At 72.6% G+C, this 19,535-nt stretch carries 20 protein-coding genes and 1 riboswitch; of the genes, 12 read left to right on the forward strand and 8 right to left on the reverse strand.

Translation table 11 applies throughout. The features are described 5' to 3' along the window. Positions 1 to 41: 41 nt before the first annotated feature. The gene (locus C3492_RS28075; protein WP_103815268.1) at positions 42 to 671 is read right to left on the reverse strand and encodes an SAV_6107 family HEPN domain-containing protein; all 630 of its coding nucleotides are present in this window, start codon (positions 669 to 671) and stop codon (positions 42 to 44) included. 168 nt (positions 672 to 839) lie between these two features. Here C3492_RS28075 and C3492_RS28080 point away from each other — a divergent pair, with 168 nt between their 5' ends. The 5 genes from C3492_RS28080 (at position 840) to C3492_RS28100 (ending at position 7,235) form a co-directional block, all read left to right on the forward strand. Beyond that, positions 840 to 1,823 carry an ATP-binding cassette domain-containing protein gene (locus C3492_RS28080; RefSeq protein ID WP_103815270.1) on the forward strand — a complete coding sequence of 328 codons (984 nt, stop codon included), beginning with the start codon at positions 840 to 842 and terminating at the stop codon, positions 1,821 to 1,823. Next, positions 1,795 to 3,879, forward strand: coding sequence for a YhgE/Pip domain-containing protein (locus C3492_RS28085; protein WP_103815272.1), 2,085 nt, complete (start codon positions 1,795 to 1,797; stop codon positions 3,877 to 3,879). Before C3492_RS28080 ends, C3492_RS28085 begins: the two co-directional genes overlap by 29 nt. 47 nt (positions 3,880 to 3,926) lie before the next feature. Beyond that, complete coding sequence (locus C3492_RS28090; protein WP_103815274.1) at positions 3,927 to 4,556, forward strand: TetR/AcrR family transcriptional regulator; 630 nt, start codon at positions 3,927 to 3,929, stop codon at positions 4,554 to 4,556. Between the two features lie 482 nt (positions 4,557 to 5,038). Next, complete coding sequence (locus C3492_RS28095; protein WP_103815360.1) at positions 5,039 to 5,641, forward strand: DUF4126 domain-containing protein; 603 nt, start codon at positions 5,039 to 5,041, stop codon at positions 5,639 to 5,641. A 58-nt stretch (positions 5,642 to 5,699) separates the two neighbouring features. Beyond that, positions 5,700 to 7,235: an NAD(P)/FAD-dependent oxidoreductase gene (locus C3492_RS28100; RefSeq protein WP_181140587.1), complete on the forward strand. Its 1,536-nt coding sequence runs from the start codon at positions 5,700 to 5,702 to the stop codon at positions 7,233 to 7,235. Positions 7,236 to 7,342: 107 nt separating this feature from the next. Here C3492_RS28100 and C3492_RS28105 read toward each other — a convergent pair whose 3' ends face one another. From C3492_RS28105 to C3492_RS28130, 6 genes are all read right to left on the reverse strand, one after another. Further along, positions 7,343 to 8,281, reverse strand: a complete 939-nt coding sequence (locus tag C3492_RS28105) for a hypothetical protein (RefSeq protein ID WP_103815278.1) — start codon at positions 8,279 to 8,281, stop codon at positions 7,343 to 7,345. Between the two features lie 56 nt (positions 8,282 to 8,337). Continuing rightward, positions 8,338 to 9,261, reverse strand: a complete 924-nt coding sequence (metF, locus tag C3492_RS28110) for a methylenetetrahydrofolate reductase [NAD(P)H] (protein WP_103815280.1) — start codon at positions 9,259 to 9,261, stop codon at positions 8,338 to 8,340. A 96-nt stretch (positions 9,262 to 9,357) separates the two neighbouring features. Beyond that, positions 9,358 to 10,008 carry a thiamine phosphate synthase gene (gene thiE / locus C3492_RS28115; RefSeq protein ID WP_103815282.1) on the reverse strand — a complete coding sequence of 217 codons (651 nt, stop codon included), beginning with the start codon at positions 10,006 to 10,008 and terminating at the stop codon, positions 9,358 to 9,360. Between the two features lie 93 nt (positions 10,009 to 10,101). Next, positions 10,102 to 10,467 carry an Rv2175c family DNA-binding protein gene (locus tag C3492_RS28120; RefSeq protein ID WP_058080226.1) on the reverse strand — a complete coding sequence of 122 codons (366 nt, stop codon included), beginning with the start codon at positions 10,465 to 10,467 and terminating at the stop codon, positions 10,102 to 10,104. A 111-nt stretch (positions 10,468 to 10,578) separates the two neighbouring features. Beyond that, on the reverse strand, positions 10,579 to 11,811 hold the full coding sequence (locus tag C3492_RS28125; RefSeq protein ID WP_103815284.1) for an NAD(P)/FAD-dependent oxidoreductase: 1,233 nt from the start codon (positions 11,809 to 11,811) through the stop codon (positions 10,579 to 10,581). A 40-nt stretch (positions 11,812 to 11,851) separates the two neighbouring features. Next, entirely contained in the window at positions 11,852 to 12,202 is a 351-nt protein-coding gene (locus C3492_RS28130; protein WP_103815286.1) for a hypothetical protein, read from the reverse strand. A 53-nt stretch (positions 12,203 to 12,255) separates the two neighbouring features. Next, positions 12,256 to 12,367, forward strand: a riboswitch (TPP riboswitch). Here C3492_RS28130 and thiO point away from each other — a divergent pair. The 6 genes from thiO (at position 12,365) to C3492_RS28160 (ending at position 18,181) form a co-directional block, all read left to right on the forward strand. Further along, positions 12,365 to 13,561 carry a glycine oxidase ThiO gene (thiO, locus tag C3492_RS28135; RefSeq protein ID WP_103815288.1) on the forward strand — a complete coding sequence of 399 codons (1,197 nt, stop codon included), beginning with the start codon at positions 12,365 to 12,367 and terminating at the stop codon, positions 13,559 to 13,561. It overlaps the preceding riboswitch by 3 nt. Then, positions 13,558 to 13,770 carry a sulfur carrier protein ThiS gene (thiS, locus tag C3492_RS28140; RefSeq protein ID WP_103815290.1) on the forward strand — a complete coding sequence of 71 codons (213 nt, stop codon included), beginning with the start codon at positions 13,558 to 13,560 and terminating at the stop codon, positions 13,768 to 13,770. Before thiO ends, thiS begins: the two co-directional genes overlap by 4 nt. Positions 13,771 to 13,773: 3 nt before the next feature. Then, positions 13,774 to 14,568, forward strand: coding sequence for a thiazole synthase (locus C3492_RS28145; RefSeq protein ID WP_103815292.1), 795 nt, complete (start codon positions 13,774 to 13,776; stop codon positions 14,566 to 14,568). 117 nt (positions 14,569 to 14,685) lie between these two features. After that, entirely contained in the window at positions 14,686 to 16,653 is a 1,968-nt protein-coding gene (gene pknB, locus C3492_RS28150) for a Stk1 family PASTA domain-containing Ser/Thr kinase (RefSeq protein WP_103815294.1), read from the forward strand. 57 nt (positions 16,654 to 16,710) lie between these two features. Then, positions 16,711 to 17,589 carry a deoxyribonuclease IV gene (locus tag C3492_RS28155; RefSeq protein WP_103815296.1) on the forward strand — a complete coding sequence of 293 codons (879 nt, stop codon included), beginning with the start codon at positions 16,711 to 16,713 and terminating at the stop codon, positions 17,587 to 17,589. 73 nt (positions 17,590 to 17,662) lie between these two features. Beyond that, entirely contained in the window at positions 17,663 to 18,181 is a 519-nt protein-coding gene (locus C3492_RS28160; RefSeq protein WP_103815297.1) for a DUF4396 domain-containing protein, read from the forward strand. Between the two features lie 12 nt (positions 18,182 to 18,193). Here the strand turns inward: C3492_RS28160 and C3492_RS28165 are convergent, their stop codons facing one another. Continuing rightward, positions 18,194 to 18,826, reverse strand: a complete 633-nt coding sequence (locus C3492_RS28165) for a sulfite oxidase-like oxidoreductase (protein ID WP_103815299.1) — start codon at positions 18,824 to 18,826, stop codon at positions 18,194 to 18,196. A 171-nt stretch (positions 18,827 to 18,997) separates the two neighbouring features. On the opposite strand from C3492_RS28165, the gene bfr reads away from it, so the two are divergent. Then, complete coding sequence (gene bfr, locus C3492_RS28170) at positions 18,998 to 19,516, forward strand: bacterioferritin (RefSeq protein WP_103815301.1); 519 nt, start codon at positions 18,998 to 19,000, stop codon at positions 19,514 to 19,516. The last annotated feature ends 19 nt before the right edge of the window (positions 19,517 to 19,535 follow it).

The following is a 19,535-nucleotide window of genomic DNA, read 5'->3' on the forward strand; positions in this document are numbered from 1 at the left end:
GGCGCCGACCCTGCGCGCCTCCCCCGGCGGGGGTCCCGTGGTCAGCCCGCGTCCGGCAGATCACCTCCCGGACCAGTCCCCCTCATCGGACCGCCTCCCCTCCCCGGACGGTCCCCGCCGGTACCGGTGCCGCCGTCGACGGCGGCGGGGTCACCGGCGGGGTCCTGGCGGGGCTGGGGCAGGACCGGCTGGAGGACCAGCATCCGCTCCACGATGCGGAGGAACATCTCCACGTCGCGTATCAGGTCGTCGGCGTCCCGCTGTCCGGCCGCTCCCTGGATGCCCGCCTCGGCGCGGGCGCGGCGCGCGGCGCCGGAGGCGAACAGGGCGCTCCACTCGGTCAGCTCCGGGGCGATCTCTGGCAGCACCTCCCAGGCGCTGCGGATCCGGGCCCGGCGGCGCGGGGAGGTCTCGGGCCGGCCCCGGGCGGCGAGCACGGCGGCGGCGGTGCGCAGGGCGGCGAGGTGGGCCGTCGCATAGCGCTCGTTCGGCGTGTCCAGCACGGTGGCCTCCTCCAGTCCGGCACGGGCCTGGGCGAGCAGGTCGAGGGCGGCGGGCGGGGCCGTGGCCCGGCGGAGCACGGGGTGCACGTCGCTCGCCGGACCGGTCAGTGAGGGGGCAGGGCCGGTGGCGCGGCGCCGACGGGCGGCGGCTGCGGACGAGTGGGCCATGACGAACCTCCTGTCGTCTGGGTGACGGCACGAATGCCGTATGTGCCCATCGTGCGGTATGCCACTGACAATCCGTTCTGACCTGGGCTTTTGCCTCGATCGTAGGTTCGGGCGTATTTTTGCACTGACCAGTCAGTTCAATTACGGCCTACGCTGGCAGGGGGGCTTGTGGACGACGCACACGGAACGGTCGGCACGGACGGACCCGTCGACGCGGGGGGACCCGTCGACGCGGGCGGCACGGCCGGCGCCGACGTCAGGGCCGAGGCGCTCGGGATCAGGGGGCCGCGGGGGTGGGCCTTCCGCGGTGTCACCCTGGACGCGGAGCCCGGCTCGCTGATCGCGATCGAGGGACCGTCCGGCTCCGGCCGCACGTGTCTGCTGCTCGCACTCACGGGACGGATGAAGCCCACCGAAGGAGTGGCCACCGTCGCCGGGTTCAAACTCCCCCGTCAGATGGCGGCCCTGCGCCGTGTCAGCGCGGTGGCGAACGTGACCGGCGTGACCGACCTGGAGCCGGCCCTCACCGTCGGGGAGCACCTGCGCGAACGGGCCCTGTTGCAGCGCAGGTTCGGCGACTCCCTGCGCCATCTGCTGCACCCCCGCGCCCAGCGCGCGTACGAGGCGCGGCTGCGGGTCGACGCGGCCCTGGCCGCCGCCGGACTCGACCTGGAGACGCTCCCGAATGGCTCCCGGACGGCCGTACGCGACCTGGAACGGCCGCAGGAGCTGCGCCTGTCCCTCGCGCTGGCCCTGCTCGGCCGGCCCCGGCTGCTCGGGGTGGACGACGTCGACATGAAGCTCTCGGACGCCGAACGCGCCCAGATCTGGGACCTGTTGCGGTCGCTCACGCGCGCGGGCACGACGGTCGTGGCCGTCTGCCGTACCGCTCCCGAGGACTGTGTCACCGTGCCGACCGAGCCGCAGAAGACCGAGCCGAAGAAGAACGGGCCGAAGAAGAACGGGCCGAAGAACAACGGGCCGAAGAACAACGGGCCGAAGAAGAAGGGGCCCAGGAAGAACGGGCCGAGGAACGCCGGGCCGGAGGACTCCGGGCCGAAGGACTCCGGGCCGAAGGACTCCGGGCCGAAGGACTCCGAGCCGCAGAAGGAGGACGCCGGTGATGCGCTCACCGAGGCTGGCCGCGCTTGAGCTGAGGCGCTTCGGGCGCGGGAAGCTTCCCAGGGCCGCCCTCGTCGCGCTGCTCGTGCTGCCCCTGCTGTACGGCGCCCTGTACCTGTGGTCGTTCTGGGACCCGTACGGCCGGCTGGACCGCATCCCGGTGGCCCTGGTGAACGACGACAAGGGCGCCACGGCGGGCGGCAAGAAGATCACCGCCGGTGACGACATCGTCGACGGACTGCGCGACAGCCGGACCTTCGAGTGGCACGAGGTGAGTGACGAGGAGGCCCGCGCGGGGGTCGAGGACGGCACCTACTACCTGTCGCTGACCATGCCGGCCGACTTCAGTAGCCGGATCGCGTCCAGTTCCGGCGACTCCCCGGAGACCGGCGCCCTCCAGGTGCGCACCAACGACGCGAACAACTACATCGTCGGCCAGATCTCCCGCACGGTCTTCAACGAGGTGCGCTCGGCCGCGTCCACCAAGGCCTCCCGGAGCTTCCTGGACAAGATCTTCGTGTCCTTCTCCGACATCCACGACAAGACCGTCACGGCCGCGCAGGGCGCCGACAAGCTGAACAGCGGGATCGGGAAGGCGGAGAAGGGCTCCAAGGACCTCGCTGACGGGCTGAAGGACGCCAAGGGCGGCAGCGGCAAGCTGGCCAAGGGGCTGAAGAAGCTCGACACCGGTTCGGGCGACCTCCAGGAGGGCTCGCGCCAGGTGGCCGACGGCACCCAGGCGCTCGCCGACAAGGTCGACGGCGTCTACGCCCAGGCGGGCCCGTTCCTGAAGAACAACGAGAAGACGATCGGGGACACCGCACGGCTGGTCTCCGACTCGGCGAAGGCGGTCAAGGACAACCTGGACGTGCTGGTGAAGCTCGCGCCCGGCGCCGCCAAGACCGCGCACGCCTCCTCCGCCGTCCTGGACGAGGTCTACAAGGCGCGCTGCGAGAGCGCGTCGCTCCCCGACCCGGCCTGCCCCGAGCTGAAGCGGGCCAGGACGGCCGCCGCCGAGGTGGCCACCGTCGCCGACGACCTCAACACGCTGATCGCGGACCAGGACGGCGACCTGAAAACGATGCGGGACAACCTGGGCACCCTCCAGAAGCAGGCCGACGCCCTCGCCGAGCGCGCGCCGCACCTGTCCGAGGACGTCGAGGACGCCGTCAAGAAGATCGACAAGCTGAACACCGGGGCGCACCAGGTCGCCGCCGGTGCCGAGAAGCTGCACACCGGACTGGGCACCGCCCACACGGGTGCGGTCGCCCTGGACAAGGGCATCGGCACCGCGAAGTCGGGCGCCGAGACCCTCAACGGCGGCCTGTACAAGCTCTCCGACGGCTCCGGCAAGCTCGCCGGCGGACTGCACTCGGGCGCGAAGAAGATCCCGGACTACGACAAGCAGGACCGCGACCGGCGCACCGGCGTGATGTCCGACCCGGTCCAGCTCGCCTCGCACGACCTGCACAGGGCGCCGAACTACGGCACCGGTTTCGCCCCCTACTTCATCCCGCTGTCGCTGTGGGTCGGCGCGATGGTGGCCTACATGCTGATCCCGCCGCTCAACCGGCGCGCCCTGGCGGCCGGTGCCTCCGCCTGGCGGATCGCGGTGGCCGGCTGGCTCCCGGTGGCCGCGGTGGGCGTGCTCCAGGTGGCCGCCCTGATGGCCGTGCTGCACTGGGCGGTCGGCCTGCAGATGCTGCGGGCGGCCGGCACGATCGGCTTCCTGTTCCTGGTCACGGCCTGCTTCGCGGCGATCGTGCAGTGGCTGAACGCCCGCTTCGGCGCGGCCGGCCGGATCCTCGTGCTCGCGCTGCTGATGCTCCAGCTCACCTCGGCGGGCGGCACCTATCCCGTCCAGACCAGCCCGGGCTTCTTCAACGCGATCCACCCGTTCCTGCCGATGAGCTACATCGTGGAGGCGCTGCGCCGGCTGATCACGGGCGGCGGGCTCGGCCCGGTCTGGCTGGCGTGCGGTGTGCTCGCCGGGTTCACCGCCGGCGCCCTCGCGCTGACCGCCCTCGCGGCCCGCCGCCGCCAGGTGTGGACGCCGGCCCGGCTGCACCCGGAGCTGACCCTGTGATCCGGGGCGGGCGCCCGCACGCGCGCGTACCTGTGAGAATCGGGGCCATGGAAAGCAGCAGCGCCAAGGCCGGCGGCAGCACGCGCCGCGAGGCCACCCGGCAGAAGCTCTACGAGGCGGCCGTCACGCTCATCGCCGAGCAGGGCTTCTCCGCGACCACGGTGGACGAGATCGCCGAGCGGGCCGGGGTCGCGAAGGGCACGGTCTACTACAACTTCGCGAGCAAGTCCGTTCTCTTCGAGGAGCTGCTCAGGCACGGCGTCGGCCTGCTCACCGCCTCCCTGAAGGAAGCGGCCGAGCAGGCGGCGCGCGAGGGCCGCGGCAAGGTGGACGCCCTGGACGCGATGATCCGCGCGGGCCTGGTCTTCATCGACCGCTACCCGGCCTTCACCCAGCTGTACGTGGCCGAGCTGTGGCGCACCAACCGGGCCTGGCAGTCCACCCTGATGGTGGTGCGGCAGGAGGCGGTCGCGGTGGTGGAGGGGGTGCTGCGCGAAGGTGTGGCGGCCGGCGAGTTCAGCGACGAGATCGACGTCCAGCTGACGGCGGCGGCACTGGTCGGCATGGTCCTGGTGGCCGCGCTGGACTGGAAGTCGTTCCAGCCGGAGCGCTCCCTGGACGACGTGCACGCGGCGCTGTCCCGGCTGCTCCAGGGGCGGGTCAGCGGCAAGGTCTGAGCGGGCGCCCGCGGGCCCGAGAGACGCACACGGGCCCGAGAGACGCACACGGCCCGAGAGGGTTACGCGGAAGGCGCCGGTCCGCTGTGGACCGGCGCCTCCCCCTTCCCCGTGCCGCCACCGGGATTCCCCCGTTCTCCCCCGTTCCTCCCGGTGGCTCCCCCGTTGCTCCCCCGTACTTCCCTCCCGTACTCCCCGTACGGGCTCCCCCGTCGCGGACCCCCGTGGTGGTCTTCCCCCGAGGCCCCCGTGTCTCGCTTCCGCCGACGGATCGGCGGAAGGAGCGGCCAGGGGGCGGGCGCCGTTCCGCCGCCCCGTGTCGGCGGTGCCGGGCCGCGCCCCTCTGCCGTGCCTCCACTCTCCCGTCCGCACCGGTCCCGGCCCATCCGCGCGCGTACTCATCTGGCCGTCTGAGTACGCGTACTCAGCCGTCCGCGCGCGTGCCCACGCCTGTGGTCCGCCGCCTGGCTACGATCGCGTCCGTGTCCGTACTCCCTCTGGTCTTCACGAGCGGCTGGGCCAGCGGCATCAACGCCTACGCGGTGGTGCTGCTGCTCGGTCTCTTCGGTGCGACCGGGGTCGCCGACGACGTCCCGCAGACGTTGCAGCGCCCCGAGGTGCTGATCGTCGCGGGTGTGCTGTTCCTGTGCGAGGCCGTCGCCGACAAGATCCCCTACGTCGACTCGCTGTGGGACTCCGTGCACACGGTGGTCCGGCCGCTCGCCGGTGCCTGGGTCGGGGCGCTGCTCGCCGGGCAGAGCGGCTCGCTCTCCGATGTGGCGGCCGGCCTGATCGGCGGTTCGACGGCGCTGGCGAGCCACACCGTGAAGGCCGGGACGCGGATGGCGGTCAACACCTCCCCCGAGCCGTTCAGCAACATCGCGCTGAGCCTCGCCGAGGATCTCGGGGTCGGGGGCATCGTCACCTTCGCGGTGTTCCATCCGGAGGCGGCGGCGGTCGTCGCGGCCGTCCTGCTGGCCGGCGGGCTGCTGACCCTGCTGTTCCTCGTCTCGCGCATCCGCCGCTTCCTGCGTCGCCGGGCCCAGCGCCGGGAGGAGCGGCGCCTCGCCTCACGGGCCCCCTGACCTGCGCCCAAGGCGCCCGGCGACCGGGGTGTCAGTGGCGGTCGATAAAGTCACGGGCATGGCACGGATTGCGGTGATCGGCGCCGGAATGGGCGCGATGGCGGCCGCCGCCCGGCTGGCCGTCGCGGGCCACCGGGTGACGGTGTACGAACGGACGGAGACGTACGGCGGCGCGGTGCGCCGGTTCGAGCGGGACGGGTTCCGCTTCGACACGGGCCCGGGACTGCTGACACTGCCCGCCGTGTACCGCGACCTGTTCATCAAGACCGGCAAGGAACCGCTGGAGGACCTCGTCGAGCTGGTGCAGGTCGACCCGTCCTCGCGGCACGTCTTCGCGGACGGCACGGAGGTGTCCCTGCCCAACGCCTCCCGCGCGGGCGTCGTCGCGGCGCTGGACGAGGCGCTGGGCGCGGGGGCGGGCGAGCGCTGGGGCGACTTCCTGGTGCGCGCCCGCGAGGCCTGGGACCGCACCCGCCGGCCGCTGCTGGAGGAGCCGCTGTGGCCCAACTGGCAGGTGCTGGCCGACAAGGAACCGTATCCGGGCACCACGTACAAGCGGTTGCTGGGCCGGCGTCGCGTGGTCAAGCTGTTCGAGATCGGCAGGCGGGAACTGCGCGACGCCCGGCTGGCCCAGTTGCTGGACGGCTACGCGCTCGCGTACGGCGTCGACCCGGGCACCGCCCCGGCGAGCGCGGCCGTGCTGCCCTACATGGAGCACGCCTTCGGCACCTGGTACGTGCGCGGCGGCATCCGCGAGCTGGCGCGCGCGGTGTACGAGCGGTGCCGGAAACGGCGGGTCGAGTTCGTCTTCGGCGCCGAGGTCACCGGGATCGTGGAGAAGGACGGCCGCGCGGCCGGGGTGGAGCTGGGTGGGGGCACCTCCCAGGCTCTCGGCTCTGGGGGAGGCACGGTGGCCGACGCGGACTTCGTGGTCGCCCAGGGCCCGTGGAGGCTGCGCGACCTGACGGGCCGGCAGGTGTACGGGGCGGAGGGCGTCGAACCGGAGCCGGAGAACCGGTATCCGGGCCGGGTGGTCGTGTGCCTGGCGCTGCGCGGGGCACGGGAGCCCGGCGCGGTGCACCGCACGGTGGTGCACGCGGCCGACGACGAAGGCGATCTGGATCTGTTCCGGCACGGCGTGCTGCCCGACCTGCCGACGACCGTCGTCGACCGGCCGGACGACCCGGCCCTGCGCCCCGACGGGGAGCACGAGAGCGTGGTGCTGACGGCGACGGTGCCGTCGGCGACGGAGTACGACTGGGCGGCGCCCGGTGCCGCCGACGCCTTCGCGGACCGGATGGTCGCCGCCGCCGAGCGGGCTGTGCCGGGGCTGCGCGAGCGGGTGCTGTGGCGCGAGGTCCGCACACCGCTGGACACCGAGCGGGAGACGGGAGCCGTGGGCGGTGCCGTGCCGCCGCCCGCGCTGGCCGCGCCGGAGGGCGTGCTGCATCCGGCCAACTCCACGGCGCTGCCGGGCCTGTTCGCCGTCGGCGGCTGGTCCCACCCGGGCGGCGGCCTCCCGCACGCCGGCATGTCCGGCGCGCTGGTGGCCGGCCTGATCGTGGAGGGCCCGGACTTCCGCGGCTCGCAGTGAACGGGCTCCACGGGCCCCGGTGAACGGCGGGTTCGCGCCGGACGCCCGCGGGGGAACGGGCTCCCGCCGGTCGCCCCCAGGCTGTCTGTGAGCCGGGGGCCGGACGGTCAGAAGCGGTACTGCTCGTCGTACCCGGCCCCGGACTGCGGCTGCTGTCCGCCCTGCTGGTGGGGATACGGCTGTTCCTGCGGGAGTTCGCCGCCGTAGGTCTCGTCGGTGCGCTGCTGCGGCACCCACACCCCGCCGGCCGGGGTCTCGCCGTAACCGCCGGTGGCGTACGGGTCCTGCGCGTAGCCCTGCTGCTGCCCGTACTGCTGGCCGTACCCCTGGTCGTAGGAGCCGTAGGGCTGGCTGCCGATGTACGGGTCGGAGTAGTTGGCGTACCCCTGCTGGGCCGCGCTGTCGTAGTCGTAACCCTGCTGGCCGTAGCCGGAGTAGTCGTAGGCGTAGCTCTGCTGGTCGCCCTGCTGGGCGGTGTGCGCGTGCGCGGGATCGCCGTAGACGCCGTAGTTGCCGGTGTCGTCGGGGATGGGCTGCGGCTCGTAGACGGCGGTGGTCTCGGCGGCGGTGGGATCGGCCGTCCGGGCGGCGGCCGGGGTGAACACGTCGTCGCGGTCGTAGTCGTCGTCGTAGTCGCCGTGCGCCTGGCCGTAGGGACCGTGGCCGGTGGCGTGCTCGGGGTCGCCGTCGTCGGCGGCCGGGGCGAACTCGGGGTCGGCGCCCTGCGGGTCCGGTGCGTGCCGGTCCGCCCGGCCGCGGCGCCGCTTGCTGCCGGTCGCCGCCTCGGGGCCGGGCCGCTTGACCGCCCAGCCGGAGGCGAAGCCGCGGCGGAACGACAGCGTGACGTAGGTCTGGCCGACCGCGAAGGCGATCGCGCCCAGCCCGATCACGATGACGGACGGCATCAGCACGCCGACCACGACGCCGAGGAAGCCGCCGAAGGCGAGGAGGCGCCAGCGCAGCCGCGCCTTGTACTGCAGCAGTACCTCGCCCAGCAACCACAGCGCGACGCCGCCGAACGCGATGTAGAGGACCGTCCAGCCCATGTACGCCCCTCTCCCAGTGACCGCTACGCAGTGTGTCGTATCGCGGTGCGGCCGGTCTAGGCCTGCGGGGGGTGGTGCAGGCCCAGGTTCTCGTAGATTTCCAGGGTCGCCGTGGAGTTGTTGAGCGTGATGAAGTGCAGTCCGGGCACTCCCTCGGCCAGCAGCCGCGCGCAGAACTCCGTGGCGAACTCGATACCGATGGAGCGTACCGCCGCGGGATCGTCCTTCGCTGTGAGGATCCGCTCTTTCAGGGCGTCCGGGACATGGGCGTTGCTGAGCTTCGGCAACCGTTCCAGCATCTTCACACTGGTGACGGGCAGGACTTCCGGGATGACCGGGGTCTCGCAGCCCGCGGCCGCCACGCGGTCGCGCAGGCGCAGATACGACTCCGGCTGGAAGAACATCTGTGTGATGGCGTAGTCGGCGCCCGCACGGCACTTGTCCACGAAGTGGGCGACATCGGTGTCCCAGTCCGCGGAACGCGGGTGCATCTCCGGGAACGCGGCGACGCCGACGCAGAAGTCGCCCGACTCCTTGATGAGCCGGACGAGTTCGGCCGCGTAGGTCAGGCCGCGCGGGTGTGGCACCCACTCGCCCATCGGGTCGCCGGGCGGGTCGCCGCGCACGGCGAGCATGTTGCGGATGCCGGCGTCCGCGTACTGGCCGATGATGTTGCGCAGTTCGGCGATGGAGTGGTCGACCGCGGTGAGGTGGGCGACCGGGGTCAGCGTGGTGTCCGCGACGATCTGCTGGGTCTCCTTGACCGTGCCCGCGCGGGTGGAACCGCCGGCGCCGTAGGTCACGGAGACGAAGTCCGGGGCGACCGCCTCGACCCGGCGGAGCGCGCTCCACAGGTTCCGCTCGCCCTTCGGGGTCTTCGGCGCCGAGAACTCGAACGAGTACGTCGTCTTGCCGGTGGCGAGGATGTCGCGCACGGTGCGTGCGCGATCAGTCCTGGTGGATGCGGTTCCGAGGGCCATACCGGCAGGTTAGCCAGGGGTGGGCGGTCCCCCAACCGGATGCCGGGAATTTGCCCGAATTGCCGCTCTCCTGTCCAGCAGATGGACAGAACGGCTCTAGCGGGCGTCCCGCAGCCGCTTCGCGAACTGCGTCGCCGCCGCGCCCGGGTCGTCCGCCTCGGTGATCGCGCGGACCACGACCACCCGGCGGGCACCTGCGTCCAGCACCTGGTCCAGGTTGCCGAGGTCGATGCCGCCGATGGCGAACCAGGGGCGGTCGGTGCCGAGGCCCGCCGCGTAGCGGACCAGGTCCAGGCCGGGGGCGTGGCGGCCGGGCTTGGTCGGGGTGGGCCAGCAGGGACCGGTGCAGAAGTAGTCCACGCCCTCCTGGACGGCGGCAGCGGCGGCCTCCGCCTCGGCGTGCGTGGAGCGGCCGATCAGCACCCGGTCGCCGAGGATCGCCCGGGCCGCGGGGACCGGGAGATCGCCCTGGCCGAGGTGGAGCACGTCGGCGCGGGCGGCGTGGGCGACGTCGGCCCGGTCGTTGACCGCGAGCAGCTTGCCGTGCCGGGCGCACGCGTCGGCGAAGACCTCCAGGTGTTCCAGTTCCTCTGCGGCCTCCATGCCCTTGTCCCGCAGTTGCACGACGTCGACACCGCCGGCCAGGACCGCGTCCAGGAACTCGGGCAGGTCGCCCTGGCGCTTGCGGGCGTCCGTGCAGAGGTACAGGCGGGCGTCGGCGAGCGCGGCGCGGGCGGTGTCGGACATGCGTGGGTCCCCCCGTGGTCGGTGTCCCTGGCGGTGGTGCGCGGTGGCGTACGGGCGTCCGGCCCGCACGCCACCTGCCTGCTGCGGATCGGCTCAGACGGCGAGCGCCTGGGCGCGGCGCTTCACCTCCGTGCCGCGATTCTCACTCAGGGCCTGCGCGGGGGTGCCGGGCAGGGTCGGGTCGGGGGTGAAGAGCCACTCGATCATCTCTTCGACCGTGAAGCCGTCGTCCCGCAGGAGCGTCAGGGTCCCGGACAGGCCCTTGACGACCTTGTCCCCGTCGATGAAGGCGGCGGGGACGTGCAGCGCCCTGTTCTCACCGCGGCGTACGGCGATCAGCTGGCCCTCCTTGACCAGCTGCCGGACACGCGTCACCTCGACACCGAGCATGTCGGCGATGTCGGGCAGGGTGAGCCAGGCGGGGACGAGAGCATCGATCTTTGCGTCAATCTCGGTCACGTTTCCTAGCCTGCCATCCCCCACTGACAGTCGGAAGTCAGGCAGGTCCAGGCGGGAGGGTGGGCTCGGTGGCACCGCTCCTCGTAGCCGGCCTGATCCGGACGACAGAGCCTAGTCGGCCGTGGCGTTCTTCAGGGGCCGCGCCGGGTCGGTCAGTGCCTCGGGGTCCATCCGCCGGCCCGCCTCGATCAGGCGGCGGCCCTGGGCAAGGTCGCGGGGGCGGCCGACGGCCAGCAGGGCCACCAGACGGTCCTCGCGGAGCCAGCAGACCGTCCAGGACGGGCCCGCCGGGTCGCCGCGCCGAACCAGGCGGTCGGCCCCGGCGTGGTGACCGGCGTACTGGACGAAGCGGCCGAACTGCTCGGACCAGAAGTACGGCACCGGATCGTAGACCGCCGGGGTCTCGCCGAGGATGTTCGCGGCGACCGTGCGCGGACCCTGCAGGGCGTTGTCCCAGTGGTGGACGAGGAGCCGCTCGCCGTAGCGCGCCGACGGGAAGGAGGCGCAGTCGCCGACGGCGTACACACCGGGCACGGAGGTGCTCAGGCGGTCGTCGGTGAGGACCTCGCCGTGCGCGCCCAGCTCGATGCCGGAGCCGGCCAGCCAGCCGGTGGCGGGTCGGGCACCGATGCCGACGACGACGGCACCCGCGGGCAGCCGGGTGCCGTCGGCGAGCACCACCTCGCCGGGCTCGACGCGCTCCACGCGCGCGTGGGTGAGCAGTTCCGCGCCCGCCTCGGCGTACCAGGCGGCCATGGGCGCGGCGACCTCGGCGGGCAGGGCGCCGGCGAGCGGATGGGCGGCGGCCTCCACGACGGTCACCGCACAGCCGGCCTCCCGGGCGGCGGTGGCGAACTCGGCGCCGATCCAGCCGGCGCCCACGACCACGATGTCGTGCTGCCGGGCGAGCACGGGGCGCAGCCGTTCGGCGTCGTCCAGGGTGCGCAGCAGATGCACGCCGGGCACGCCCTCGGTGCCGGGCAGCCGGACCGGTTCGGCGCCGGTGGCGAGGACCAGGACGTCGTACGGCACCGGGCCCGTCTCAGTGTCCAGCTCGTGGTCGGCGGGGCGCACGCCGTACACCTCGCAGCCGAGCCGCAGCTCGACCCCGAGGGCCTCGAAGTCCACCTCGAAGGCGGAGTCCTCGGCCTTGCCGAGCAGCACCGCCTTCGACAGCGGCGGCCGGTCGTACGGCTGGTGCGGCTCGGCGCCGATGATGGTCACGTCGCCCCGGAAACCCTGCTCCCGCAGGGCGACCGCGGTCTGCACCCCGGCCATGCCCGCGCCGACGACGACCACGCGCCGCGCCGCCGCCGTGCCCTCTTTCCCTGTCTGCTCGCTCACCCGATCACCATAGACAATCGACGCATTGACGATCCGTCAGTCAGACGGCGGGCTCGGTGACCTGCTCCACCACGCTCGTGCCGGAGCCGGCCTGGGACTCCCACTCCCAGGTCTCGTCCAGGCGCACCCGCCCGTCCGGCAGCTCGACGACCGTCGACACGCAGTGGCCCGACGAGGTCGTCCCGTCGGTCTTGAGCTGCACGTACCGGAAGTCCAGCCGGTCGCCCTCGCGGGTGCCGACCAGATGGCCGCGCACGACGTCACCGCCCGTGTACTCGGCCCAGATCTCGCCGTCCTTCTCGTGGTACGCGAACCGTGTGCGGGTACCCACCTGACCTGGGGCTTGGTCCGCCACGGGGGCGAGGATCAGTCCGTCGAGCGACCGGGCCATGGAACGGGGCTCCCTTACGGGTGAGGAGGGCGGCGGGCTAGGGTTGCCACCGTACAAGCACTCGCGGGAGCCCGGACGCACCGGGCTGAGAGGGAGGCTGGCGGCCTCCGACCGTACGAACCTGATCCGGGTCATGCCGGCGAAGGGAGGGGCTGGACGCCCATGTCGTCACGTACGTCCGACGTCCTCGTCATCGGGGGCGGGATCATCGGCCTGGTCACGGCCTGGCGCGCGGCGCAGCGCGGGCTCGCCACGGCCGTGGTGGATCCCGAACCCGGCGGCGGGGCCGCGCGGGTCGCGGCCGGGATGCTGGCCGCGGTCACCGAACTGCACTACGGCGAGGAGACCCTGCTCGCCCTGAACCTGGAGTCTGCCCGTCGCTACCCGGCGTTCGTGGCCGAGCTGAGCGAACTGACCGGCCATGACCTCGGCTACCGCCGCTGCGGCACCCTCGCCGTCGCCCTGGACGCCGACGACCGTGCCCACCTGCGCGAGCTGCACGCGCTCCAGCAGCGCTCGGGCCTCGCCTCGGAGTGGCTGTCGGGGCGGGAGTGCCGGCGCCTGGAGCCGATGCTGGCGCCGGGGGTGCGCGGCGGGCTGCGGGTCGACGGCGACCACCAGATCGACCCGCGCCGGCTGGCGGCGGCCCTGGTGGCCGCGTGCGAGCGGGCCGGTGTGGTGTTCCACCGGGCGTGGGCGCAGCGGCTGGACGTGGTACGGGACCGGGCCACCGGGGTCACCACGGCGGACGGCACGGCGCTGCGCGCGGACCGGGTGGTGCTCGCGGCCGGCAGTCTGAGCGGGCGCCTCGCGGGCGTGCCGGACGAGCTGCTGCCTCCGGTGCGGCCGGTGAAGGGGCAGGTGCTGCGGCTGACCGTGCCGCCGCGGTACGCGCCGTTCCTGAGCCGGACCGTGCGGGCCGTGGTGCGGGGCGGCCAGGTCTACCTGGTGCCCCGGGAGAACGGCGAGCTGGTCGTCGGCGCCACCAGCGAGGAGCTGGGCTGGGACACGACGGTCACCGCCGGCGGCGTGTACGAGCTGCTGCGCGACGCGCACGAGCTGGTGCCCGGCATCACCGAGCTGCCGCTGACCGAGACCCGGGCCGGGCTGCGCCCCGGCTCCCCGGACAACGCGCCGCTGCTCGGCCCGTCCGGGCTGGCCGGGCTGCTGCTGGCCACCGGGCACTACCGCAACGGCGTGCTGCTGACACCGGTCACCGGGGACGTGCTGGCGCACGCGCTGGTCACCGGTGAGCTTCCGGAGGAGGCGCGTCCGTTCACGCCGCGGCGCTTCGGCACCGCGTCCGGGGAAGACGCCGCGCGCGTGGAGACGATAGAGGAGCTGGAGCAGCCCGCATGAACAGCCAGGTCATGATCTCCGTCAACGGGGAGCGCCGGGAGATCGCCCCGGGCACCGCTCTCGACACCCTCGTCCGGACCCTCACCGCCGCCCCGCGCGGGGTGGCCGCCGCCGTCAACGAGACCGTCGTCCCGCGCGCGCAGTGGGCGACGACCGCGCTCGCCGACGGCGACCGGGTCGAAGTCCTCACCGCCGTGCAGGGAGGCTGAGCCATGGCCGACGATCCCCTGGTCCTCGGTGACCTGACCTTCTCCTCCCGGCTGATCATGGGCACGGGCGGAGCGCCCAGCCTGGACGTGCTGGAGCGGGCGCTGGTCGCCTCCGGTACGGAACTGACCACGGTCGCGATGCGCCGGGTGGACCCCTCCGTGCACGGCTCGGTGCTGTCGGTGCTGGAGAAGCTCGGCATCCGCGTGCTGCCGAACACGGCCGGCTGTTTCACCGCGGGCGAGGCCGTGCTGACCGCCCGGCTGGCCCGGGAGGCACTGGGCACGGACCTGGTGAAGCTGGAGGTCATCGCCGACGAGCGGACGCTGCTGCCGGATCCCGTGGAACTGCTGGAGGCGGCGGAGACACTGGTGGACGACGGGTTCACGGTGCTGCCGTACACGAACGACGATCCGGTGCTCGCGCGCAAGCTCCAGGACGTCGGGTGCGCCGCGGTGATGCCGCTCGGGTCGCCGATCGGGTCCGGGCTGGGCATCCGCAACCCGCACAACTTCCAGCTCATCGTGGAGCACGCGCGTGTGCCGGTGATTCTGGACGCGGGCGCCGGTACGGCGTCGGACGCGGCACTGGCGATGGAGCTGGGGTGCGCGGGGGTGATGCTCGCCTCCGCGGTGACCCGGGCCCAGGAGCCGGAGCTGATGGCTTCCGCCATGAAGCTCGCCGTGGAGGGGGGCCGGCTGGCCCGGCTGGCCGGGCGGATTCCCCGCAGGTACCTCGCCGAGGCGTCGTCTCCTGCGGAGGGGCTGGCCGTGCTGGATCCCGAGCGTCCCGCGTTCTGAACCGGTGCACTGGTTCCGGGCCGGGACGTCGTGGGTGCGTCACAGGTCGGCTGCAGTGCTGGTGGAAAGCGGTCTCGGCGCGGGAACTGCCGGTGCTCCCTCGTAGACTCGCCTCTCGTGGATACGACCCTTCAGGACCCCCTCGTCGGGCAGGTGCTCGACGGCCGGTACCGCGTCGACGCGCGGATCGCTGCCGGCGGGATGGCCACGGTCTACCGGGCCCTGGACACCCGCCTGGACCGTGTGCTCGCGCTGAAGGTGATGCACCCGACGCTCGCGGCCGACGGCGCGTTCGTCGAGCGGTTCATCCGGGAGGCCAAGTCCGTCGCCCGGCTGGACCACCCCAACGTGGTGCAGGTCTTCGACCAGGGGACCGACGGGTCGTACGTCTACCTGGCGATGGAGTACATCGCCGGCTGCACCCTGCGGGACGTGCTGCGCGAACGGGGCGCGCTGCAGCCGCGGGCCGCGCTGGACATCCTGGAGCCGGTGCTCGCCGCGCTCGGTGCCGCGCACCGGGCCGGGTTCGTGCACCGCGACATGAAGCCCGAGAACGTGCTGATAGGCGACGACGGCCGGGTCAAGGTCGCCGACTTCGGGCTGGTGCGCTCCGTGGACACGGTGACCAGCACGACGGGCGCCGTGCTCGGGACCGTCTCCTATCTCGCGCCGGAGCAGATCGAGCAGGGCGCCACCGACCCGCGCGTCGACGTGTACGCGTGCGGTGTGGTCCTGTACGAGATGCTGACGGGCGCCAAGCCGCACTCCGGGGACTCCCCGGCACAGGTGCTCTACAAGCACCTCCACGAGGACGTTCCGCCGCCCTCGGCGCTCGTGCCCGGCCTGCCGTACCCGCTGGACGAGCTGGTCGCGTCGGCCACCGCGCGCACCCCGGACATCCGGCCGCACGACGCCGTGGCCCTGCTCGCCCAGACGCGCGAGGCCCGTCTGTCGCTGACCGACGAGCAGCTGGACGCACTGCCGCCGCAGGCGCTGACCGCGGAGCACGACAACGCGGAGGACCGCACGAGCGTGATCCCGCGCGCGCTCACCTCCCCCACGCTCGGCTTCGCTCGCGCGGGGGGACCCCCGTCCGGTCCGCTGCCCGTCGATGAGGGCACGGACGCCCCTGTGGACGGCATCGACCGCACCGCCCGGTTCCAGAGCCCCCCGCTGCCGCCCCGTCGGCGCCCGGTGCGGCCCCGGCGCGCGGTGCTGGCGGTGATCGCGGCCGTGCTGGTGGTGTTCGGCGTGGGCGCCGGGGTCTGGTACATCAACTCCGGCCAGTTCACCAAGGTGCCGCCGCTGCTGGCCAAGACGGAGGCGCAGGCCAAGGAGCGGCTGAAGGCGGCCGGGCTGGACGTCGGGCAGGTCAAGCGCGCGTACAGCGACACGGTCGAGCGCGGCACGGTGATCGGCACCGACCCGGCGCCGGGCGCGCGCATCCGGGACCACGACTCCGTGACGCTGACCGTGTCGCTGGGACCGAAGACGGTGGACGTCCCGGACGTGGCGGGCCAGTCGCTCGCCAAGGCGCGGGCGCGGCTGAAGGCGGAGGACCTGGAGCCGGGCATGGTCACCCGGGAGTTCAGTGACGACGTCCCCAGGGGCTCGGTGATCGGTACGACGCCGGAGGCGGGCACCGAGCGGCACGCGGGTTCGGCGATCGCGCTGATCGTCAGCAAGGGCAGCCCGATCGACGTGCCGGACGTCACCGGCGACGACCTGGAGAGCGCGAAGCAGGAGCTGACGGACGCCGGGCTGAAGGTGAAGGTGGCCGAGGAGCGGATCAACTCCGAGTACGACGAGGGCGAGGTCGCCGCGCAGAGCCCGGGTGACGGTCGCGAGGCGGCCGAGGGCGACACGGTGACGCTGACGCTGTCCAAGGGCCCGGAGATGGTCGAGGTCCCGGACGTGGTCGGGGACAGCGTGGACGACGCCCACCAGGCACTGGAGGACGCCGGGTTCGAGGTGAAGGAGGACCGCGGGCTGCTCGGGCTGTTCGGGGACACCGTGAAGAAGCAGTCGGTGGACGGCGGTGACGAGGCGCCCAAGGGGTCGACGATCACGATCACCATCCGGTGACAGGTCTCACCGGGGAGCGCGGTCCGGGCGTGGGGGCGGACATGACACCCTGAACGGGTGAGTCCCGTTCAGTCCTCCCTCCCACGCAACCCCGTCGGCGGCCATGTGCCCGTGGCCGGTGGTCTGCACTCCGTCGGGCTGTCGTACGCCCGTGACCTGAAGGCCGAGACCGTGCAGGTCTTCGTCGCCAATCCGCGCGGCTGGGCCACGCCCGCCGGGAACCCGCGGCAGGACGAGGCGTTCCGCGCGGCCTGTGCCGAGGAGTCGGTCCCGGCGTACGTGCACGCCCCGTACCTGATCAACTTCGGCTCGCACACGGAGGCCACCGTGGAACGGTCGGTCGAGTCGCTGCGGCACTCGTTGCGGCGCGGGCGGGAGATCGGCGCGCTGGGTGTCGTGGTGCACACCGGGAGCGCCACCGGCGGGCGGACGCGGGAGGTCGCCCTGAAGCAGGTGCGCGCGCGTCTGCTGCCGCTGCTGGACGAGCTGACCCACGACGACGACCCGTTCCTGCTGCTGGAGTCGACCGCCGGGCAGGGCGCTTCGCTGTGCTCGCGGACCTGGGACTTCGGGCCGTACTTCGAGGCGCTGGACGCGCATCCGAAGCTGGGCGTGTGCCTGGACACGTGCCACATCTTCGCCGCGGGGCACGACCTGACCGGGCCGGACGGCATGCACCAGACCCTGGACCTGCTGGTGGACACCGTCGGCCCCGGCCGGCTGAAGCTGATCCACGCCAACGACTCCAAGGACGTGGTGGGCGCCCACAAGGACCGGCACGAGAACATCGGCGCCGGCCACATCGGGGAGGACGCGTTCCGGGCGCTCATGACCCACCCCGCGACCGAGGGCGTACCGCTGGTCATCGAGACGCCCGGCGGCAAGGAGGGGCACGCGGCGGACGTGGAGCGGCTGAAGAAACTCCGCGACGACTGACCGTTCAGGAATACCCCCGTGGGGTATATGGTTCCCGCAAGGCGCAGGAGCCGTCACCGACATGGGGGTAGTCATGCAGCACGAGGCGCACGCGGCACACGCACAGCACCACGGGCCCGCCGACACGGACCACCGGGGACACCACCACGCGCCCCCCGCCACCTGGGCCATGGCCGTCCAGGCCACCCTGCACTGCCTCACCGGCTGCGCCATCGGCGAGGTGCTCGGCATGGTCGTCGGCACGGCCTTCGGCTGGGGCAACCTGCCGACCATGGTGCTGGCGATCGCCCTGGCCTTCGCCTTCGGCTACTCGCTCACCCTGCGCGGGGTCCTGCGGGCCGGCGTGGACTTCCGTACGGCCTTCCGGGTGGCGCTGGCCGCGGACACCCTGTCCATCGTCGTGATGGAGCTGATGGACAACGGGGTGATCCTGGTCTGGCCGTCGGCGATGGACGCCACGCTGGGCGACGCGCTGTTCTGGATCTCGCTCGCGGTCTCGTTCGTGATCGCCTTCATGGTGACCACCCCGGTCAACAAGTGGATGATCGGCCGGGGCAAGGGGCACGCGGTGGTGCACCGGTACCACCACTGAGCGGGCCGGGGATCAGAGCTCGGGGCCGTCCCCGGGCTCCTCCTGGTAGGAGTAGCGCTGCTCCTTCCAGGGATCGCCGATGTTGTGGTAGCCGCGCTCCTCCCAGAAGCCGCGGCGGTCGGCGGTCATGTACTCCACACCCCGGACCCATTTGGGCCCCTTCCAGGCGTACAGGTGGGGCACGATCAGCCGGACCGGGAAGCCGTGCTCGGCGGTGAGCAGCTCTCCGTCCTTGTGGGTGGCGAAGATCGTGCGGTCGGAGAGGAAGTCCGCGAGGCGCAGGTTCGAGCTGAAGCCGTACTCCGCCCAGACCATCACATGGGTGACGTCCGGCGCCGGCGGGGCCAGGTCCACGAGCGCGCGGGCCGGGATGCCGCCCCACTCCGCGCCGACCATGCTGAACTTCGTCACGCAGTGCAGATCGGCCACCACCGTCGTGTACGGCAGGGCCGTGAACTCCTCGTGGTCCCAGGTGTGCTTGTCGCCGTCGGCGGTGGCGCCGAAGACCCTGAACTCCCAGCGCTCGGGCCGGAACTTCGGGACCGGCCCGTAGTGCGTGACCGGCCAGCCGCGCTGGAGCCGCTGACCCGGCGGAAGCTCGGAACCTGCCGCTGCCCCAGACTCTCGCTCCACCGGATGACCCATGTATCCATCCTGACAGACCTCGGGCAGTGCCCCTGACCACCCACTCCCGAACCGGGCAACTACTATCAACTCGGGACGTACTTACTAAGTGCGTACTTACTGGACGATCTTCCCCACCGGTGCAATCATGCGGCGCTATCGGCCGGGTCCACCTGGAAGGAGTCCACAGCGATGCAAGGCGACCCCGAGGTCATCGAACTGCTCAACGAACAGCTGACCGCCGAGCTGACCGCGATCAACCAGTACTTCCTGCATGCCAAGCTCCAGGACCACAAGGGGTGGACGAAGCTCGCCCGGTACACGCGCGCGGAGTCGTTCGACGAGATGCGGCACGCCGAGGTCCTCACCGACCGCATCCTGCTCCTCGACGGCCTGCCGAACTACCAGCGGCTCTTCCATGTGCGGGTCGGGCAGACGGTGACCGAGATGTTCCAGGCCGACCGGCAGATCGAGGTCGAGGCCATCGACCGGCTGCGCCGGGGCATCCAGGTGATGCGCGAGAAGGACGACATCACGTCGGCGAACGTCTTCGAGGCGATCCTGGCCGACGAGGAGCACCACATCGACTACCTGGACACCCAGCTGGAGCTGGTGGACAAGCTGGGCGAGGCGCTCTACCTGTCGACCGTCATCGAGCAGAGCCAGCCCGACTCCTCGGGCCCGGGCACGGACGGCTTCTCCACCCACTGAGCCCTCGCGGGGGCGGACG

Origin of the sequence: Streptomyces sp. Ru62, assembly GCF_002920615.1 — a bacterium.
In the GTDB taxonomy this organism is placed as follows: domain Bacteria; phylum Actinomycetota; class Actinomycetes; order Streptomycetales; family Streptomycetaceae; genus Streptomyces.